The sequence below is a fragment of the Paraburkholderia sp. NPDC080076 genome, from assembly GCF_050281145.1.
GTDB lineage: Bacteria > Pseudomonadota > Gammaproteobacteria > Burkholderiales > Burkholderiaceae > Paraburkholderia.
In genome coordinates, this window is sequence record NZ_JBNNWQ010000001.1 from 1,046,489 (window position 1) to 1,065,743 (window position 19,255).

The window sequence follows — 19,255 nt, forward strand, 5'->3', positions numbered from 1 at the left end:
CACGCTGCTTCCAATCATCAAGCGGGCGGAGACCTGACATTCCATGAATATCGTCTTGTTCATTAGCGCGATGCAGGATGGCGGTGCCGAGAGTGTCGCTGCGACGCTTGTCAATGCCTGGGTCGAGCGCGGCGACTCGGTCACGCTAGTCGCCACGTATTCCGGGCGGAGCACCTGCAATTACCCCGTTTCATCGCGTGTGAAGTTCGTCTATCTGGCTGACCTGGTGACGCGGCGAGGCCGGGGGCCGCTCGCTTTTGTCGAGCGCATGAGTGCGTTGCGCGCGCTCATGCGCGAGAGCCAGGCGGATGTGATCGTGTCGTTTCTGACGAATGTGAATGTCGCGACGATTCTCGCATCGCGAGGCCTCGGCATTCCCATCATCGTAAGCGAGCACACCAATCCTCTGGCCGATCGCCGTTCGTTGTTATGGAGACTGCTGTGCCGGTTTATCTATCCGAAGGCCGATCTCCTGACCCTGCTGACCGACGACGTGGTCGCGCCGTTCAGAAAGGTCGTGCCGGGAATGAAGGACATCGCGGTGATGCCCAATCCACTGCCCGATGAACTGTTCGTGCAGCAACGGCAACAAGCGACGGCGCGCAAGCGCGTCATTTCTCTGGGGCGGTTGAACAGGACAAAACAGTTCGACTTGCTGATTCGCGCCTTTTCACTGCTGGCAGACGATTGCCCTGATTGGGACTTGTGGATCTGGGGAGAAGGACCTGAGCGCGCCGCACTGGAGGCTCAGATCGAGCAACTGCACATGGGGGAACGGATTTTTCTGCCAGGACGGACGCTGACCCCGTGGAGCGAGCTGGCCAAGGGGCAGGTCTTTGCGATGTCGTCGAGTCATGAAGGCTTGCCCATGGCGCTGATGGAAGGCATGGCGATTGGATTGCCTGTCGTGTCGTTCGACTGTCCTAGCGGACCGAGGCAGTTGACGCGAAACGGCGAGGACGGACTGCTCATCCCGCCAGGCGACGCGCATTCCATGGCCGCCGCTTTACACCACCTGATTTCGGACGACCCGCTGCGCGCTGAGCTGGGCAGGAAGGCCGCCAAGTCGGTACGGGAACGCTATTCATTGAAGGCGGTATTGCAGATCTGGGACGAGTTGTTCGAGCGGGTCGGGGCGCGGGTGAGACCTGTTGAGTCGACGCATTGAATTGAACCGATGGCATCGTTGTGGTCGTGACCTGCCGTATTCACAAAAAGCTCAGAGATTCAGGAGCGGACATGAACGGACGTAAAGTAGTTCTCTTTGCCAACACCGATTGGTATCTCTACAACTTCCGCCTCTCGCTGGCGCAGAAGCTGCGGCAAGACGGTTATGAAGTGGTGTTGCTCTCTCCGCCGGGCGAGTTCGGGCCCAAGCTGCAGGCGCTGGGGTTTAGCTGGCATGCCATGCCGATGAATCGTCGAAGCCTCAATCCGTTGCGCGAACTCGGCGTGCTCGCGTGGCTCGTGCGGTTTCTTCAACGTGAAAAGCCGGACCTCGTCCACGGCTTCACGATCAAGAGCGCGGTGTACGGATCGCTGGCGAGCAAGCTTGCCGGCGTGCCCGCGCGAATCAATGCCGTCGCCGGTATGGGTTACGTCTTCACGAGCCGGGATTTGAAAGCCCGTGTACTGCGGCCTATCGTGCGCCAGTTGATGCGCTCCGCGTTGAATGGCCGGCGCAATGCGCTGATATTGCAGAATCCCGACGACGTCGCGGTTTTCAAACGGGCGAGAATCGTCGATGACCGGTCGATACGGCTCATCAAGGGATCCGGCGTGAACTGTTCGCGGTTCTCCGCCCGGCAGGAGACGGACGAGGAAACCCGGGCGCCATTGCGGGTCGTGCTGGCTGCCCGTTTGTTGTGGGACAAAGGGATCGCCGAGTACGTCGAGGCGGCCCGGGCACTGAGAAGTGAAAACCGCTCGGTGAAGTTCCTTCTTGCCGGCTCTCCCGACGACGGCAATCCCGCCTCTGTCTCCCGGGAACTCGTCGAAGGGTGGGTCAACGACGGCCTTCTCACGTGGCTGGGGCATGTCAGCGATATGCCGAAGCTGCTGTCCGAAGTGGACGTCGTCGTGCTTCCGAGCTATCGCGAAGGCTTGCCCAAGACGCTGATCGAGGCGGCCGCGTGCGCGTTGCCGCTGATCACAACCGATGCGCCGGGCTGCCGCGAGGTCGTGAGCTGTTCGGGAGAAGACGGCTTGCTCGTTCCCGTGCGCGACAGCGCGGCGCTGGCCGACGCGATCCGCCGCCTGGACGACGACCGGAAGCTCTGCCGCAGACTCGGTCTCGCGGCGCGGGAAAAAGCCCTGAGCGAATTCGACGAATCGATCGTGATCAGCAAGACATTACGGGTCTACAGCGAATTGCTGGACCCCGTGCCTCAAGAAGTCGTCATCGCGGGTCAGCGCGAGCGGCAGATTTGAACCCGGCTGGCGCTTCCGTGCGGATATCCGCCGGACGCCAGGGCAGATTCAAAGAAATATCCTGAAGGAGATTGAGTGCGTATGGTCGCTCCGAAATTCATACTGCGCTTCGATGACGTCACCCCGGAAATGGCCTGGTCGCGATTCGATCCGTTCGATGAGCTTTCCATGGATCAGGACCTGCCGTTGCTCGTCGGCGTCGTGCCTAACTGCCTCGATCAGACGCTGGTTGTCGAGCCGGCGAGAGATGCGTTCTGGGATGCGGTCCGCGGTTGGGTCGATCGCGGCTGGAGCATCGCGCAGCACGGATACACTCATCAGTACGTCACCCAGCACCCCGGGCTGTTGCGTCTTGGCAGCAAATCGGAACTGGCCGGCCTCTCATACGACGAGCAGTTTGCCAAGCTGCAGGCGGGAAAAAAGATACTCCAGGAACAAGGTGTCTGGCAGCCGGTATTCATGGCGCCTTCCCACTCGTTCGATGAAGCGACGCTCCGCGCACTAGCCGATCTGGACTTCAAGTACCTGACGGACGGCAGCGGCGTCTATCCGTACAAATTCGGCGGTCTGACCGCGGTGCCGCAGTTGTTCGCCACGCCGGTGCATTTTGGCTTTGGCGTGTATTCCATCTGCCTGCATGTCAATACGCTAAGCGAGGCCGAGATCGACGGAATCATCGGATTCGTGAAGAAAAACCGCTCGCGGTTCATTTCTTTCGCAGAGGCCGCGAGCGTCGAAGCCCCCGTCCCAGGCATCGCGATGGCGATGCGCTTTTTAACGTCTACTCCGTTGCGTGCCATGCGCCGCATGAGGGGCTGAACTTCTTATGGGGGTGTACGGTGCGAAATAGCCGAAGAGCGGTGAATGCTTTTCTCCTCAGCAGCATGGTGGGTGCGATCGCGCGCCCGCTCGCTGCGGTGGCCGACGTCGTGACCAATCAGCGCGCCGCGGCCGACGAGGTCGTCGATCGATGGTTCGGCGTCAGCGCGGACGGCAAGACGAATGACCGTGCCGCGCTTCAAAAGGCAGTCGACAGTTCAGTCGGCAAGACACTGGTCATCACAGGCCCATGCAGGATCGATGCGCAAGGGCTGCACATGCGCAGCAACAGCCGCGTGCGCTTTGCTCCCGGCGCGTCGCTCAAACTGCTTCCTCACGACACTCAAAACTATGAGGTCATCCGTATCTGGGACGTGCGGCATGTGCGGCTGGAAAATCCGCGCGTGGACGGCAGCAAGGAGCTGAACACCGTGACCGGCGGAGAGTGGGGCATGGGCATATCGATCGCGGGAAGCACCGATGTGACGATACTTTCCCCCAACACGACCAACTGTTGGGGCGACGGCATCTATATCGCGAACAGCTTCGGCAACGGCCTGCCTTACTCGAGCGACATCCGGGTGATGAATCACTATGCCTCGGGTTGCCGTCGACAAGGGGTGTCGATCATCAGCGGCAGGAATATCCTGTTCGATCATCCCGTGTGGGAAAACATCGCCGGTACGCTTCCTTCCGCCGGACTCGACATCGAGCCGAACGCCAACACGGACGTTATCGAAAATATCCGGATCGTCAATCCGACGACACGACACTGCCAGTTCGGCATTCTCGTCTATCTGGAGGCACTGCCGGGCAGCCGGGAAAAGTACGTCAGCGTCGTGATCAGTGGACACAAGGATGAAGACAGCAGGGAAGCGGCCTACAGCGTATCCGGATTGGCGACGAAAGGCCGCATCGTGACCGGCTATATCACGAGCAATTCACCGACGTGGATCCGTCCGAGAAGAGACGCCTTTGTCAGCACCGACTACGACCGTGCGGGGCCGAAGATCGATATCACGAATCCCACGATCATCCGGTAGCGGCGTTCAATAGCGTAACGCTCAACGCGTTACGCCTTTCGCACGCAGTAATGTCGCGTACATGTCCCGATACTTCTGCCAGCACACCGTAATAGAAAAGCATTCGACAATCCGTTCGCGTGCCAGCTTGCCGAGTTTCTCGCGCTGCTCCAGACTCAACGTCGCCATCTCTTCAAGCGCATCCGACAAACTGACGGGATCTCGCGGCGGAACGACCAGACCGGTATCGCCGACGAGCTGGCCGGTATCGCCCACATCCGTGACCACGCACGGAACGCTGCAGGCCATCGCTTCGCCGACGACCGTGGGCAAACCTTCCGTTCGGGATGAGAGGCACAACATGTCGAACGCCGGCATGATTCGATGCAAGTCATTCCGGGCGCCCAGCAAGTGACATACGCGGGTCAAGCCAAGCTCGCTCATCATGCGTGCAAGCGCCTTATTGTTGGCATCGACATCCTTGCCGACCATGACGAAATGGCATTCCGGCACGCGCTGATGAAGCAGGGCGGCCGCGCGCAGGAAGTTATCGTAATCCTTGGCGGGGTTGGAGCGTCCGACGATGCCAATCAGTATCGAGCGTGGCGGCAAGCCGAGCGAGTTCAGGAGCGTAGCCCTTGCAGTGGCATCCGGCACGAACTTGCGGACATCGAAGCCGTTATGAATCACGCGCATCCTGGAGCGATCGTAACCGTACTCGGCGTGAGTCTTGTACGACGCGTTGGCGCAGCAAATGACCGAGTCCGGCAACTGATTGGAAGTCATTGCGCCGATTCGCGCAAGCGCATTCAGAACGCGCCCGACTTTGGCCGTGGGCACTTCGGTTCGATGGATGCCCCAGACGAGCACGAACCGGTGGCGTTGCCCCCTGAGCCGGAACATCAGCCGCGCCAGCAGTGCCGCCACGCCGCCGAAAATATCCGCGTGATACATCCACGTCTGGACGACATCGGGGTTGGCCTTGACGATCCACCTGGCCAGTCGAATCAGGAGCAGCGGATTCGGAATGCCGGGCCGCATGCCCAGCAGCCTGACTTCCGCGCCGGCGGCGCGCAGACGCTCCGCCATGATATCCAGCGACGACAGGGAAATGATGACATGCGTGCCGCCGGTGCTGCGCGACTCCGAAACGAGGTTCAGCAGCAGCGTTTCGGCGCCGCCCAAACCGAGGCCCGAGATTATATGGACGATTTTCATTTCGTTCGCACGGTTCGGCATTCGTTGATGTAAACCCGTATCTTTTTCGGTTGGGCAAACAGGTTTCATTTGCAGCAGCACTGAGTTCCACAAACGCCATTCATGCCTTGCGGACGGCCGCCTTTTCCTGTCGCGTCGTTTAACGGAGTTGATATCCGTAATCGCGGTAAGACTGGTGAAAGGCTAAGTGATCGGGCAGCCGCCTTACCGTTCGGCATCGTACACAGACCGGGACAATTGTCCGCGGCCATTCCGGATGCGATTTATTGTTGATACGAATTGACGGACTAACGTTCCGTGGTCGATTCAAAACTTGTGTGCCATTCCGCTCGTAATGTCGAACAAAAGCCTGATAGCGTGCAGGGGCGTAATGCGATGTCAGTTCGACGGCCATTCAATGGCTCGATAGCATCGTCGATTACAGAGCCCGGTCCGCTGAACGGCGATTGCCGGGAGCACATTTGAGCGGCATAAAAATCAACACCTCCTCCGGTTTGCGCAGGGCTGGCAAGCCGACGGGCAAGAGGGAGATGAAAGTGGCACAACAACTCAACTCGAAGTTCCAGTTCCAATCAGTCGGCTACCGATGGTTGCGGCCTTCCATGCTGGCATTCCTGGCATTGGCAGTGCTCATCCTGTGCAGGATCGCCTTCGGCGATCGGAGCAAACTGCTCGATCAGGACAATTACGTTGCGTACTTCAGGGATGCCGATCCGCTCTGGATCATGCATCTTTGGTCCACTAGCCATTCGACGGTGCTCTTCATCGTGAAGACGATCACGGACGAGCTCGGCTGGCGGCTCTGGGTACTAGGCATCGATTCACTGGGCTTCTCACCTGAGACCGCGGTGCGGCTGACGGTTGTCGTGCTGAACGTGCTCATGGCGCTTGCCCTCAGCCGCACGCGCCGCCCGTTTCTCGGCCTGCTTTTGTGGGCGGTGATCCCTACCGGCCTCGCGACGGTCGGGCTATTTCAGATCCGTCAGGGATTTGCTCTGTCGATTGCCATGTACTTCGCGATGTGCCGGCAGCAGCCCATTCGAGGCGCGCTTCTCGCCAGCATCGTTCACACCACGTTCGCGTATCCGGCCTTGTTCCTGATTCTCGCGCACGTTCTCATGAGACGAAGCAAGGCGCTGGCAATCGTGGGTGTGGTCGGTGCGGCGCTCGCGATGTCGCTGGCGTCGGCGTGGCTTTTCAACACGTTCGGCGGCCGCCGGCTCGAAGAATACACCCAGCAGGAAGAGTTCACGGTGAACTTCCTGATATCGCTCGCCCTGTATCTGATCGTACCGACGCTCGTGCTCATGCTGCGTCGAAAAAATATCGAGAACACGGTGCGCGAAATGGTCGTCCATAAGATCGCGATCATGCATATCGGCCTGCTCATGTTCCTGATCATTTCCTTCTTCGTGTATCCGTTCGGGACCCAGCGCATTGTCTACTATGGGCCGCTGCTGTTGGCGTTCCTGCTGCCGGAGATCCGCCTCAAGAATTCGCTGGTCCTGTGGACCGTCGCTTTTGTCTTAGGTATTTTGACCTACGACGTTATCAAGAACTACCTGCTGGACACGTACAAATACTTTCTCTGAGCAGGTGTCCGATAGCCGCCGGGGAGCTCGCCGATGCGAAGCGCGCTTCCTGTGCGAACCGGACGCAAGAATGAGCAATGGTCATTTCATATACACGTCCCGATCCGCCGATAACCTGAACCGGCGTATTCGGCAGCACGCCGCATTTACGCTTATTTGTCGGTTCATAAAATGATCGTGTCGGGGTTGTGTTGGGAATGCCACAGAGGAAAGACTCAAAATAAGAGACGGTGTGCATTACTATCCTTGTCCTAAAAAGACGTTCAAGCGACAAGAAAATAAAAATTCCTCCGTTAATATTGGAGACCGAGATGTTAAATCTTGCGCTTGGCTTTGTTGTCTCATTCCTGGTTATCTTTTTTATCGTGCGAAGTTCGGGTCTGCACGGGTCGCTTACGATGGACCACGACTTGCGCGGCATTCAGAAGAACCACGCCTACGCGGTGCCACGAATCGGCGGAATTGGGATTGCATGTGCCGCCACTGTCGTACCGCTCATACAGCCGCTGTGGGCGACCAACCCCGGGACGAGTCAACTGCTGCTCCTGTTGTGCGCCGTGCCGGCGTTCGCGGGCGGCGTGATCGAGGACATGACCAAGCGCGTGAGTCCGCGCGTGCGGCTCCTGTGCGCGCTCGCTTCGGCGCTCGCGGCCTGCCTGCTGATGCACGCGACGCTCACGCGGGTGGACTTGCCGCTCGTCGATCAGTGGCTGCGCATCGTGCCGATCGGGATCGGCTTCACGATGCTCGGCGTCGCCGGGCTGACGAACGCGGTCAATATCATCGATGGCTTTAACGGACTCGCGTCGGTCGTGACGATGCTGATCTTCGCCTCGATCGGCTACGTCGCGCACAGCGTCAACGACTGGCTCATCATGAGCATGGCACTGACGATGATCGGAGCGATCGGCGGCTTCGTGCTGTGGAACTTTCCGGTGCCTTCCGTCTTCCTCGGAGATGGCGGAGCTTATTTCGTCGGGTTCATCATGGCGGAGCTGCTCATCCTCCTGATCGTGCGCAACCCGAGCGTGTCTGCGTGGTACGCCATGGCTGTCGCCATCTATCCGACCTTCGAGACGCTCTTTTCCATCTATCGCCGCAGGATCGTGCGCGGAAGGCCGGCGGGCGCTCCTGACGGACTTCATCTGCATACGCTCGTGTACCGGCGCATCGTGCGAAAGGGTCTCGACGCGGGCAATCTGCGCCAGCGCGCGCTGCGCAATTCATTTACCTCGGTTTATCTGTGGGTGCTGAGCCTCGTCGGCATTGTTCCGGCTACGTTCTTCTGGGACCGCCCGATCGCGCTTGCCGGCGCAACCATCGCATTCATTCTGGTCTACGTTCAGCTCTATGTGGCGATCGTGCGCATCAGGACGCCGCGCTGGCTGATGATCACGCGGCACGCTCCGGTGGTCGCGCCGCGTGGGGCGGAGCGGCCGCGCCACTGAGGTGCGGGCGGCAGGACGGAGTAGCTCATGCGTGGCGCCCGGGCTGTTGCGAGCGGCGTGTTGCGCTGCGATTTGAATTTCTTTAGATGGTCAGTGTGTGAGGACGTACGTTGCGGGAGCGAAACCCGATGCACCATGTGGTTATACAAAGGCACGGGGGAAAGCCTTGTAAACCACGGCGAAGATTCGAGAAAAGGCGGATCTTGCACATAACACTTCACAGTGTGACGAGAAAATAAAATGAACCATGGATTCGAAGCCTCGCTCGTCAAGCGAGTGGTCAATCAACTGGTGACCGGCATCATCAACGGGGATTACGACGGCGACGTGCTTCCTCCGCAGGTGATCCTCTCGAAGAAGCATGGCGTGAGCCGGGCCATCATGCGCGAAGCGATCAGCATCCTCGTTTCGCGCCGGATGCTCGATGTCAGGACCAAGACGGGGACCCGCATCACGCCTGCGAAAGACTGGCTGATCATCGATCATGAAGTTGCCGAGTGGCGGCTTCGCGCCACGCCAGATCCGGAGTATCTGCATGGGCTGATCGAGTTCCGCAAGCTCGTCGACCCCCGTGCGGCTGCGTTCGCGGCCACTCGCGCGAACCGGCATCAGCGCATTGCGATCACCGCCATGTATCAGACTCTCCAGCGTGCGAGTGGGAATTACGTCGCGGAGAAAGCTGCTGAAGACGCATTGCAGGCGGCCATCGTCGATGCAAGCGGCGACGCGTTGCTCAGCCAGATGGGCAGTATCGTCCGGATGGGGCTAAGGGCCATGCAGGCGATCTCCCACGTGCAAGCGCTCGCGTACGATACGCGGGTCGCCGACTACGGGAAAGTCGTGCGTGCGATCGAAGCTGGCGATGCGGGGGGCGCGAAGGCGGCGATGATGCAACTCATCAGCCATAGCGCGGACCAGCTGCTTGGGGAAACGGTTTGAGTTGATTGTGGGGCGCCGCCGTTGCCTGGAGGCGGACGATTTAATTCGGATGCCTATAGAGAAGAAATATGCGCGAAGCAACGGATCGCTTTAGCGCATCACAGCATGCTTTATGAAGTCCACGCGATATTCCAACACTGTTGAGTCGCGATACGGGCTAAACCATCGGAGGGGAATATGTGTGGAATCGTGGCGGGGATCGCGGAACGCAATGTCGTTCCGGTATTGCTCGAAGGCCTGCGGCGGCTGGAATACCGTGGCTATGACTCCTGCGGAGTGGCGGTGCTTCGGGACGGCGCGCCACACCGCGTGCGCAGTCTGACGCGGGTTCGCTCCCTGGATGCCGAGGTCCGCGAGATGGGCCTCGAAGGCGCGACGGGCATCGCGCACACGCGTTGGGCCACGCACGGTGCGCCGGCGACCCAGAACGCGCATCCCATCTTCTCGAAGAACGAGGTCGCGATCGTTCACAACGGCATCATCGAGAACTTCGAGGCGCTGAAAATCAAACTGAGCCGCGCGGGCTATGAATTCGCGAGCCAGACGGACACGGAGGTGATCGCTCACCTGATTCACAGTTGCTACCAGGGCGATCTGGCGGATGCGGTGCGTCGCGCGGTAAGCCAACTGCGCGGCGCCTATGCGATCGCCGTCTTCTGCAAAGCCGAACCGGAACGCGTGGTGGGCGCGCGATATGGCTCGCCGCTCGTGATCGGGATAAACGGCAAGGAATCGTTTCTTGCGTCGGACCCGCTTGCGCTGTCCGATGTCACGGACCGGTTCGTGTTTCTGCAGGACGGCGACATCGCCGACCTCTCCCGCAGCGGCACTCGCATCATGAACCGCGACGGCGAGCCGGTCGTGCGCGAGGCGCGCACTTTGCGCCACCCGCCCACCGAGGCAGCGCTCGGGCCGTACCGTCACTTCATGCAAAAAGAAATTTTCGAGCAGCCGCTCGCTGTGTCGAAAACGTTCCCCCGCAACAGCGCGTTCGACGCCACGCTCTTCGGCGCGACCGATCCGAATGCGTTTGCACAGATCGACCGCATCCTGCTGCTCGGCTGCGGCACGAGTCACTATTCCGCGATGACCGCCAAGGCGTGGTTCGAATCGATCGCGAAGATTCCGACCCAGGTCGAGATATCCAGTGAATACCGATACGGCGAGACGATCGCGGGCAAGAACACGCTCGTGGTGCCCGTTTCGCAATCGGGCGAGACCGCCGACACACTGGGTGCGCTGATCCATGCGCAATCGCTGGGTCAGGAACACACGCTCGCCATCTGCAACGTGGCGACGAGCGCGATCGTGCGACAGTCGCGCTGGTCGTTCATCACGCAAGCCGGCCCCGAGATCGGTGTCGCATCGACCAAGGCCTTTACCACGCAACTCGTGGCGCTGTTCGTTCTCGCGGTGACGCTCGGCCGCTCACGCGGGTACGTTGACGACCAGCAGGAAGCGAACTATCGGTCGCAGCTCTCGGGCCTCTCCACGGCGCTGCAGGGCGTGCTTGCGCGCGAACCGCAGATCATCGCGTGGGCGCACGAGATTGCGCGCACGGACAGCGCGATCTTCCTCGGCCGCGGGGCGCACTTCCCAATCGCGCTGGAAGGCGCGTTAAAGCTCAAGGAAATTTCGTACATTCACGCCGAGGGCTATCCCGCCGGTGAACTGAAGCACGGGCCGCTTGCGCTCGTGACCGATGCGATGCCGGTCGTCGTGACCGCGCCGAACGACGGCTTGCTGGAGAAACTCAAGTCGAACATCCAAGAGGTTCGTGCGCGCAGAGGCCAGGTGTACGTCTTCGCCGATGCCGATGCGAACCTGTCAAACGAGGAAGGGCTGCGCGTCATCCAGATGCCCGAGTACTACGGGGCGTTGTCGCCGATCCTGCACGTGCTGCCTTTGCAATTGCTCGCGTATCACACGGCGTGCACGCGAGGGACCGATGTCGACAAGCCGCGCAACCTCGCGAAATCGGTGACGGTGGAATGACGCGCGTGGCACATGCATATTGATCTACGAAGACAATCAGCGATGAACAAGATAAAGGTCGGGGTTCTCGTCGACGACATTGCGTTGCCGGCCTGGGTGAATCACATGCTGGGGCAGATTGCCACGGAGGAGGGCATGGAGGTCGCCCTTGTCGTCAAATATGCGTATAAACAGCGGCCGGAAAAGAAGATCGCTGCGCAGGCCGCTCCGTGGCTGTTGTCGCTGTGGATGGCGCTCGACAAGCGGCTCGTCAAGGTTGGACATGACGCGTTCAGGACCGAGCCGTTGGTCTCGACGCTGCCGGGAATCCCGACCTTGAATGTCGAGGTGGAGAGCAGGGAATGCGGGGATCACCTAGATGCTCGCGACCTCGCGAACATCGCCGCCTATGGCATCACCGTATTCTTGCGGCTGGGCTCGCTGCGCCCTTGCGGCGAGATCTTCGACACGGCTTCTTGCGGCATCTGGTCGTATCGGCATGGTGATGAGGTTGTCGAACGTGATGGGCCCGTCGGCGTGTGGGACATCCTTCTCGACCGCACAACGACGGCGTCCGCCTTGCAGTTTCAGACCCGCGCGGGCGAACGCCCGCACACGCTGCAAAGATCATGGTCGATGACCTACCCGGTGTCGATTCACCGGAATCGCAGTCACTGCTACTGGAAGACGCTTTCGTTCGCGCCGAGAAGGTTGCGCGAGCTTAGGCAGATCGGCGAGGAAAACTTCAGGCTGAAATACACGAAGGCTGATACGCCGCCGGCGTTCTATTCCGGAGAGAAAATCGCCGAGCCGACCAGCGGATCCTATGGCAAGTTCATCGGCCAGTTGTTGGCGCGCACCGTCGCAAGGAAGGCAAGCGGACTGCGCAAGTTCGAACAGTGGATGCTGCTGTATCACTTCGGCGAGAACGGTCATCTCCCTGACCGTCTTTTCGAATTCAGGCAACTGGTGCCTCCCAAGGACCGTTTCTGGGCGGACCCGTTTGTCGTCGAAAGACATGGCGAGTATGCGGTGTTCCTCGAAGAACTCGAATACTCGAAGAACAGGGGTCATCTTTCGGTCATCCGTTTCGATGCAAACGATCAACCGATCTTGCCTCCTGTGAAGATTCTGGAGCGGCCGTATCACCTGTCTTATCCTTTCATGCTGGAGGAGGACGGTGAGCTCTACATGATTCCGGAGACGAACGAGAGCAAGGCCATCGAGATTTACCGGTGCACGCGGTTCCCGGAGCAATGGGAACACGTCATGAACCTGATGGACGACGTCATGGCCGTCGACACCACGATCTGGCGTCACGACGGCAAGTATTGGCTGTTCGCCTGCATGCGGGAAAACGAGCACGCACCGCTGTCCGACGAGTTGTTTCTGTTCTGGTCCGATTCGCTGTTGACGCAGGACTGGCATCCTCATCCGTGCAACCCGATCGTGTCGGATATCAGAACTGCCCGCCCCGCAGGGAACATTTTCGAGCACCGGGGGCAGTGGTATCGGCCCGCGCAGGATTGCAGCGGTAAGTACGGGCGCGCATTGTCGTTTCAGCGTATCGACGTAATCGACGAGACGACCTACAAGGAAACGCCGGCGAGCCGGATAGAAGCCAACTGGGACGCAAGCATAGATCGCGTGCATACGTTCAACCGGGCGGGGAGATTGACTCTTATCGACGGGATGAAAACGCGCGGTAAATTGTGACTCACCGCAGTATAAATCCCCTCTCGATACTGCATCTCGGCAGACTGCACAGCGCCTTGGCGATGGCGAGTCATCAAGCAGAGTCGTAGACGGCACTCAGCGAATCTTGCATGCGGGGCTATTTAAGCAAACAGCCCCGCGTGACGCCGGGGCTGTCAGAATTCACATCCTTCCCTATCACGGCGTTCTCTTTCGTCCGGACGGCCCATGAATCTCGGGCGAGTCTGCGTGAGCGCTATCGGCATCGTCGCGGGTAACCGGACGTCGTGCTTGAGCCTTCCTCTTCCTGCTTGCGAGCGGCCTTTCATATTCCTCTCGCTCCCGTATTGCGCCGTTGTGAACCAGCGCGCAAAGGAAGAGTACGACGAAGAGCCATACTGAAACTATTAGAATAATTGTGGTTAATGTGGTCATGGCGAGCCTGCTTTATTGGAATCGATTGATGGGCGCGAACGACTGTGGAGCGTTCAATCCAGGCGATTCAACCTGGTGCCGTATATTTACCGATCGCCATTTTGGTCCCCCTTCTTTTAATGTATTTGATGGCGATGTTGGAGCTAAAGGCACGCCTCTTCTGCGGCGCTGCGCACACTCAAATCAAACTGCGCGGGAATACGCGGACAATAAGCAACCCGGCTAATGGGCAGTGATCCAGGCGCGATGAACGCCGCCGTGGTCATATTCCCAGCCATGGGATTCTTGCTGCGGCTTAACGGACGCGGGCAGGTGAGGTACAGTGCAGAACTCGTCGTCGCCGCTGAACCGCTCCGGGCGCCATTGCCTGCCAGCCGTTCAGGGGTGCGGCGCGGGTATCGCGTGTCTTGCTAACAACTTAATGGAGCGTTATAGGAAAGGCAGGGTTGAGCTAGCTAATCGGGTGTGGCACCCGGATGTGCCAACAACGTCCGCATGCGCAATGACATGTGATTAGATTGCAAACCCTGGGATTGGTAAAGCCTGCATCGATCCGCGCTTGCCCTTGACTCACGGAGGTCATATGACTCTTTTGGGCATCATCGGGACGGTTGTTTTCGTCGCGGTTGTCGTGCTCTCGTTGCTGGCGGTGGTGGACGTCCTGTTTTCTACGTCCGACAAAAAGAAGATGTCAAAGAACAATGCTGGAGCACGAAAGCCGAACGGACGTCGAAGATGGTTGCGTAAATGAGTTTGCCTGCACAACCGTCAGACGGCCTTCGGCTCGCATGTTGCGGTGAAGTCGTTCTCGCGGAACGCGATCCTCTGACCGTACGCTTACGGCGCCTGAATGGGCGACCCGGCCGTCAGCGCATCCAGATCTAACGCGTTGGCGATTGCTTGCAAGCCCGCTTCGTTTGGATGGAGGTTATCGCCGCTGTTATAGGCCGGCAGTAAAACAGCGGGATTGGCGGGGTCGCTGACTGCCTTCGCCTGATCGAGTACCGCATCGCAGCCGCTAGTCGAACTCAGGATGAATGCGTTCACGTCCTGACGCGCAGCTTCGATGCTGTCCGTCGCGCCAAACGGCGTCAGCGTGGAGCAGATTGCCTTGATGTCGGCGCGATGCGCCCGCTCGACGAGCTGTCGCAATGCGCTGATCAACTGGGGAGCCGTGGAAGGTCTGTCGGTATTCAGATTGTTGATTGCATCGTCCGAGATGACCACCCATTTCGCTCCCGGCTGCTGGAGCACGTCACGACCGAAGCGTCTGAGACCAGCCTGGCCGGCGCTATTGGTGAAGAAGTTATTGCCGCTGATGCCCTGGTTCAGCACGCCCACCGTCATTCCGGCCTGTTGCAGCCGTATCGCGAGGCGATTGGGCCAGCGCCGGTTGCCATTGACACTCGATATGAGGCCGTCGGTTATGGAGGCGCCAAACGTGACGATCGCGCCCGTCGCCGCCTCGTTCTGCACGTCGAGATTCGTCAAGAAATAGTAGGACTGGCCGCCTGGGGAGATTGTGGTCCCGCCGGTAAAGGCCGGGTCGGCGCCCACGTCTCCAGCGGCAATATACAGGTCTTGCAGGCCATCGACGTGGCCCGTCGAACGCGGCGGGGTCCGCACGGGGAGATAGAGGCTGATGGCGACATCGGCAAGCGGAGGGACTTCGAACGCGATCGGGTCGCTCACGACCGAAGCGCCCACGGGAATCGTGACGTTCCGCTGGCCGCCGAACGTGACGGCGCGGTCGCTGCCGGCCACTGTTTTTTGACCTTGCGCGCGCCGCGCGATCTGAGCTTCGCCGATTACCAGGGGCTCGGAGCCGAATAGATTCGACAGATGGATTCGCGCGGATGTTCCGCCGATGCTGGTGCGCACGATTTGCCGCAACGTCTGATTATTGAAGCCGTCATCGTCCGTAATAGATGGCGAAACTGACCACGTGCCTATCCAGGGTGCGGACGTCCCGATCCCTTGCGCACGATAGCGGGTTGCATCAGGCAGCGCGATGGAGATGACCACGACCGCTTTTAGAAGCGCTGGAATCCATCGTTTCACATTCTTCCCCTCGTGGACGGCCGAAGAGGGGGCACGAAGCCGGCCGCGTGGCGAAGAACGGATATTGCAATCTCTTTTGCAAACGCACCGCCCAATGTTCTTATCGTGCAGCGCATGAGCCTGATCCTCTTTCCAGTTTGATGGTTTCCGGTCGATTGGAGCGTGCTTTGCGCGGGCGTTCGGTACGCTAGATAACACAGCGCAAAGCGGCGCGAGAATTAGATTCATCTGCTCGCAACAAATCGGTATTTAAAGCATCGTGCCGCGAGACGTTCTGTGCGACGCATGTAATTTTGTGTGAGGTCGCACATAGCATCGTTGCCTCGCGCAGTAATCTGTTTGCGAGGGGACGGTGCTCATGGTCAAGCACAAGGCATTGTCGGAATGCGACTGGTCGCCGGCGCCTGCCGGCAGACAGATAAATACTTATAAAGCTTTGTTCCAATACGGGTGCGCGGATGAATCACGAGAGGGTGGTCGGGGCGAGCATACGCATGTATGCGCGCGAACCCCTATTTCAGAACTTGCCGGAGCGCGTCGCTCAATCGCGCATGTCACGCTTCACTGCGGCGCTGGAGAACTTCACCGGCGAGCGTTTCGCGGACTATCCAGAACTGCATGCCTATTCGACGCGCGAATTCCGTCGCTTCTGGCAGTGCTTTCTGCAGTGGACCGGAGGAATGGAATGGGGCGGTAGCATGGAGACGGCCTGCATCGGCGACGAATGCGAGACCGCGCTTTTCTTTCCGCATGTCGAACTGAATTACGCCCAAAGCGTTCTTGGGCGAAGGATCGCGCCGGACGACTCGCCGGCACTCACTGCGCGTTATGCCGATGGCCGCCGCGAAACGATGACGCGCGGCGATCTGCGCGACCGGGTCGCGCGCCTTGCCTATTCGCTCAGCGAACTCGGTTTGCGTCCGGGCGACCGCGTGGTCGCGATGATGCGAAATGACGCGCAGGCCATCATCACGGCGCTCGCGGTGACGGCGGTTGGCGCGACGCTATCCACCGCGGCGCCTGAGACTGGCGTGCAGGCGATCCTCGACCGCTTCGAGCCGCTCGAGCCACGCATGCTGTTTGCGCACACGACGCAGCGCTCATTCGATACGGCTGGCTCGATCGCCGCGCACGTCGCCGCGGTGGCCGCGGCATTGCCGACGCTCACCCACGTCATCTGTCTGGATGAAACGCCGCTGCCGAGCACGGTCAGCCAGCCTCAGCACTCGCTGCGCGATCTCATCGTTCACGGCGACGCAGCACGGTTCGAATGGCGGCATTTTCCGTTCAATCATCCGCTTTTCATCATGTTCTCGTCGGGCACGACGGGAAAGCCCAAGTGCATCGTGCACGGCGCCGGCGGCACATTGCTCGAACATCTGAAAGAGCATCAGTTACACAGCGATCTGGGTCCGGGCGACAAGCTGTACTTTCACACGAGTTGTTCGTGGATGATGTGGAACTGGCAGTTGTCGGTGCTGGCCTCGGGCGCCGAGATCGTCACGTACGACGGACCGGTTACGGAAGTCGACACACTTTGGCGGCTGGTCGCCGATGAACGCGTGACCGTGTTCGGCACGAGTCCCGCCTATCTGAAGATGTGCGAGGACTCGGGCCTGAAACCTGGCGAGCAGTTCGGGCTGGATGCGCTGCGCGCGATGATGTCGACGGGCGCCGTGCTCTACGACTCGCAGTTCGAATGGGTGCGCTCCTACGTCAAGCCGCTGCAGCTCCAGTCGATTTCAGGAGGCACCGATATCATCGGCTGCTTCGTGCTCGGCAACCCGAATCTGCCGGTTTATGCAGGCGAAGCACAGTGCAGGAGTCTCGGCCTCGATGTGCAGGCGTGGAACGAGGGCGCACTCACCTCCATGACCGGCGAACTGGTGTGCGTCAATCCGTTTCCGTCGCGCCCGCTTGGCTTCTTCGGCGACGCGGACGGCGCCCGCTTTCACTCCGCCTATTTCAAGGCGAACCCGGGCGTGTGGACGCACGGCGACATCATCGAGTTTTCGGCGCAGGGATCGGCGCGCCTGCATGGACGCAGCGACGGCGTGCTGAATGTGCGCGGCATCAACGTGAGCCCCGGTGAGATTTACCGCATTGTCAGCAGTATTGGCGAGATCAATCAGTCGATGGTCGTCGCGCAGACTGCCCATGACGCGAGCGGATCAGGCCAGCGCGTCGTGCTGCTGCTCGTGTTGCGCAGGGGCGCGAAGATGAGCGCGGCACTCGCTTCGCGCGTGCGGCGTGAGTTGATGCTGCAGGGTTCGGCGGCGCTCGTGCCGGACGTGATCGCCGAAGTCGAAGCGCTGCCCGTCACGCATAACGGCAAGGCATCGGAGGCGGCCGCGCGCGATGCGGTGAACGGGCTGCCGGTGCGCAACCTGTCGTCGCTGGCGAACCCCGGATGCGTCGAGAATATCAGCGCGCATCCCGCGCTTGCCCGCACACGTCGCGAGTTGCCGGAACCCGGCGAATCGGCCGAGCAGGTGGAAGTCTATCTATGCGCGCTCTGGGAGCAGCTTTTCAGCTTCTCGCCGGTCGGTCTCGACGACAACTTCTTTGAACTCGGCGGCCATTCGCTGCTCGGCGCGCAGATGCTCGCCGAAATAAGGCTGGCAACCGGCCGAACCCTGCCGCTTGCGACGCTCATCATCGCGCCGACCATTGCGCGGCTCGCGGCCGTCATCGCGGGAGAAGGCGTGCAGGGCGCGCATCCCAACGTCGTGCCGATGCGTGCGGGGCGCGGGCGGCCTGTCTTCATGCTTCATAGCATCACGGGCTCGGTGATGGAGTGCCTGACGCTGGCCGGCACGCTGGAAAGCGAGCGGCCTGTGTACGGCCTGCAGGCACGCGGGCTCGATGGCGACCAGGAGCCGCAGCGGCGCGTCGAGGAGATGGCGAGTGTCTATGTCGAGCAGATTCGCGCGGTGCAGCCGAGCGGTCCGTATGCGCTGGTCGGCTATTCGTTTGGCGGGCTAGTCGCGTTCGAGATAGCGCAGCAGCTTGTCGCGGCGGGCGAGAAGATCGAGTTGCTGTGTCTGCTCGATACCTACGTCGATGAACGCTATTTGCCGCTGCATGCGTGGTTCGGCTTCCAGTGCGAGGTCATGGCGAAGCGCGTGCAAGCGTTCCGTGCGCTTTCCGCAAGCGGTCGCCTTGCCTATCTGAAGGACAGGGTGTCCGGAGCCGCCGACCGGATTCGCATGCGGCTCGGCAAGATGGCTTCCAGGCCGGCAGCCGATACGCAGGGTCTGCCGCCAGTACTGCGGCAGGTACGCGAGTCGATGCGCGTCGCGATGGCGACGTATCGTCCGCGCCGCTATCTCGGCAGCCCGATTGTCTACGTGCGCGCGTCCGTCAGGGAAGGCGGGCAGGGCGATCCACTGCCGGCCTGGCAGCGCGTCGCGAGGAATGGTCTGCTGGTGAAGAACATCGACGGCGCGCATACCGATCTCGTCGTCGAGCCGAACCTCGCAACGGTGGCGGATACGCTCGCGCGCAGACTGGCCGGCGCGTAGCGAGCCGGGACGTGGTTCAATATCATGTTGGTGTCGACCACCAGGGCCTGGCGGAAAGGCCGGGCTGCGCGTGAATCGCCGTGAAGGCAAATGGCGCG

Annotated in this window: 13 protein-coding genes; 11 read left to right on the forward strand and 2 right to left on the reverse strand. The window is 60.4% G+C overall.

All coding sequences use genetic code 11. The annotated features are described in order from the left end of the window. Window positions 1–43: 43 nt before the first annotated feature. The 4 genes from ACQKRQ_RS04715 to ACQKRQ_RS04730 all read left to right on the forward strand — a co-directional run bounded on the left by ACQKRQ_RS04715 (window position 44) and on the right by ACQKRQ_RS04730 (window position 4,292). Window positions 44–1,168, forward strand: a complete 1,125-nt coding sequence (locus tag ACQKRQ_RS04715; protein ID WP_427475382.1) for a glycosyltransferase family 4 protein — start codon at window positions 44–46, stop codon at window positions 1,166–1,168. A gap of 71 nt (window positions 1,169–1,239) precedes the next feature. Continuing rightward, window positions 1,240–2,430 (forward strand): glycosyltransferase family 4 protein, encoded by a 1,191-nt coding sequence (locus tag ACQKRQ_RS04720; RefSeq protein WP_427475384.1) that lies wholly within the window; start codon window positions 1,240–1,242, stop codon window positions 2,428–2,430. Window positions 2,431–2,511: 81 nt separating this feature from the next. Beyond that, on the forward strand, window positions 2,512–3,249 hold the full coding sequence (locus tag ACQKRQ_RS04725; protein WP_132377531.1) for a DUF2334 domain-containing protein: 738 nt from the start codon (window positions 2,512–2,514) through the stop codon (window positions 3,247–3,249). Between the two features lie 41 nt (window positions 3,250–3,290). Next, complete coding sequence (locus ACQKRQ_RS04730; RefSeq protein WP_427475386.1) at window positions 3,291–4,292, forward strand: hypothetical protein; 1,002 nt, start codon at window positions 3,291–3,293, stop codon at window positions 4,290–4,292. A 21-nt stretch (window positions 4,293–4,313) separates the two neighbouring features. Here ACQKRQ_RS04730 and ACQKRQ_RS04735 read toward each other — a convergent pair whose 3' ends face one another. Continuing rightward, window positions 4,314–5,489, reverse strand: coding sequence for a glycosyltransferase (locus ACQKRQ_RS04735; protein WP_132377530.1), 1,176 nt, complete (start codon window positions 5,487–5,489; stop codon window positions 4,314–4,316). A gap of 536 nt (window positions 5,490–6,025) precedes the next feature. On the opposite strand from ACQKRQ_RS04735, the gene ACQKRQ_RS04740 reads away from it, so the two are divergent. From ACQKRQ_RS04740 to ACQKRQ_RS04765, 6 genes are all read left to right on the forward strand, one after another. Next, on the forward strand, window positions 6,026–7,081 hold the full coding sequence (locus tag ACQKRQ_RS04740) for an EpsG family protein (protein ID WP_427475388.1): 1,056 nt from the start codon (window positions 6,026–6,028) through the stop codon (window positions 7,079–7,081). Window positions 7,082–7,392: 311 nt separating this feature from the next. Beyond that, a complete protein-coding gene (locus ACQKRQ_RS04745) occupies window positions 7,393–8,529 on the forward strand; it encodes an MraY family glycosyltransferase (RefSeq protein ID WP_427475390.1) in 1,137 nt (378 codons plus the stop codon). A 240-nt stretch (window positions 8,530–8,769) separates the two neighbouring features. Continuing rightward, a complete protein-coding gene (locus ACQKRQ_RS04750) occupies window positions 8,770–9,468 on the forward strand; it encodes a FadR/GntR family transcriptional regulator (protein ID WP_132377528.1) in 699 nt (232 codons plus the stop codon). Between the two features lie 177 nt (window positions 9,469–9,645). After that, window positions 9,646–11,463, forward strand: coding sequence for a glutamine--fructose-6-phosphate transaminase (isomerizing) (gene glmS, locus ACQKRQ_RS04755; protein WP_427475392.1), 1,818 nt, complete (start codon window positions 9,646–9,648; stop codon window positions 11,461–11,463). 12 nt (window positions 11,464–11,475) lie between these two features. Beyond that, window positions 11,476–13,158, forward strand: a complete 1,683-nt coding sequence (locus ACQKRQ_RS04760; protein ID WP_427475393.1) for a glucosamine inositolphosphorylceramide transferase family protein — start codon at window positions 11,476–11,478, stop codon at window positions 13,156–13,158. A 997-nt stretch (window positions 13,159–14,155) separates the two neighbouring features. Beyond that, window positions 14,156–14,323 (forward strand): hypothetical protein, encoded by a 168-nt coding sequence (locus tag ACQKRQ_RS04765; protein ID WP_408285258.1) that lies wholly within the window; start codon window positions 14,156–14,158, stop codon window positions 14,321–14,323. Between the two features lie 86 nt (window positions 14,324–14,409). Here ACQKRQ_RS04765 and ACQKRQ_RS04770 read toward each other — a convergent pair whose 3' ends face one another. Further along, window positions 14,410–15,861, reverse strand: coding sequence for a GDSL-type esterase/lipase family protein (locus ACQKRQ_RS04770; RefSeq protein ID WP_427475396.1), 1,452 nt, complete (start codon window positions 15,859–15,861; stop codon window positions 14,410–14,412). A gap of 323 nt (window positions 15,862–16,184) precedes the next feature. On the opposite strand from ACQKRQ_RS04770, the gene ACQKRQ_RS04775 reads away from it, so the two are divergent. Further along, the gene (locus ACQKRQ_RS04775; protein ID WP_427475398.1) at window positions 16,185–19,157 is read left to right on the forward strand and encodes an acetoacetate--CoA ligase; all 2,973 of its coding nucleotides are present in this window, start codon (window positions 16,185–16,187) and stop codon (window positions 19,155–19,157) included. Window positions 19,158–19,255: the final 98 nt, after the last annotated feature.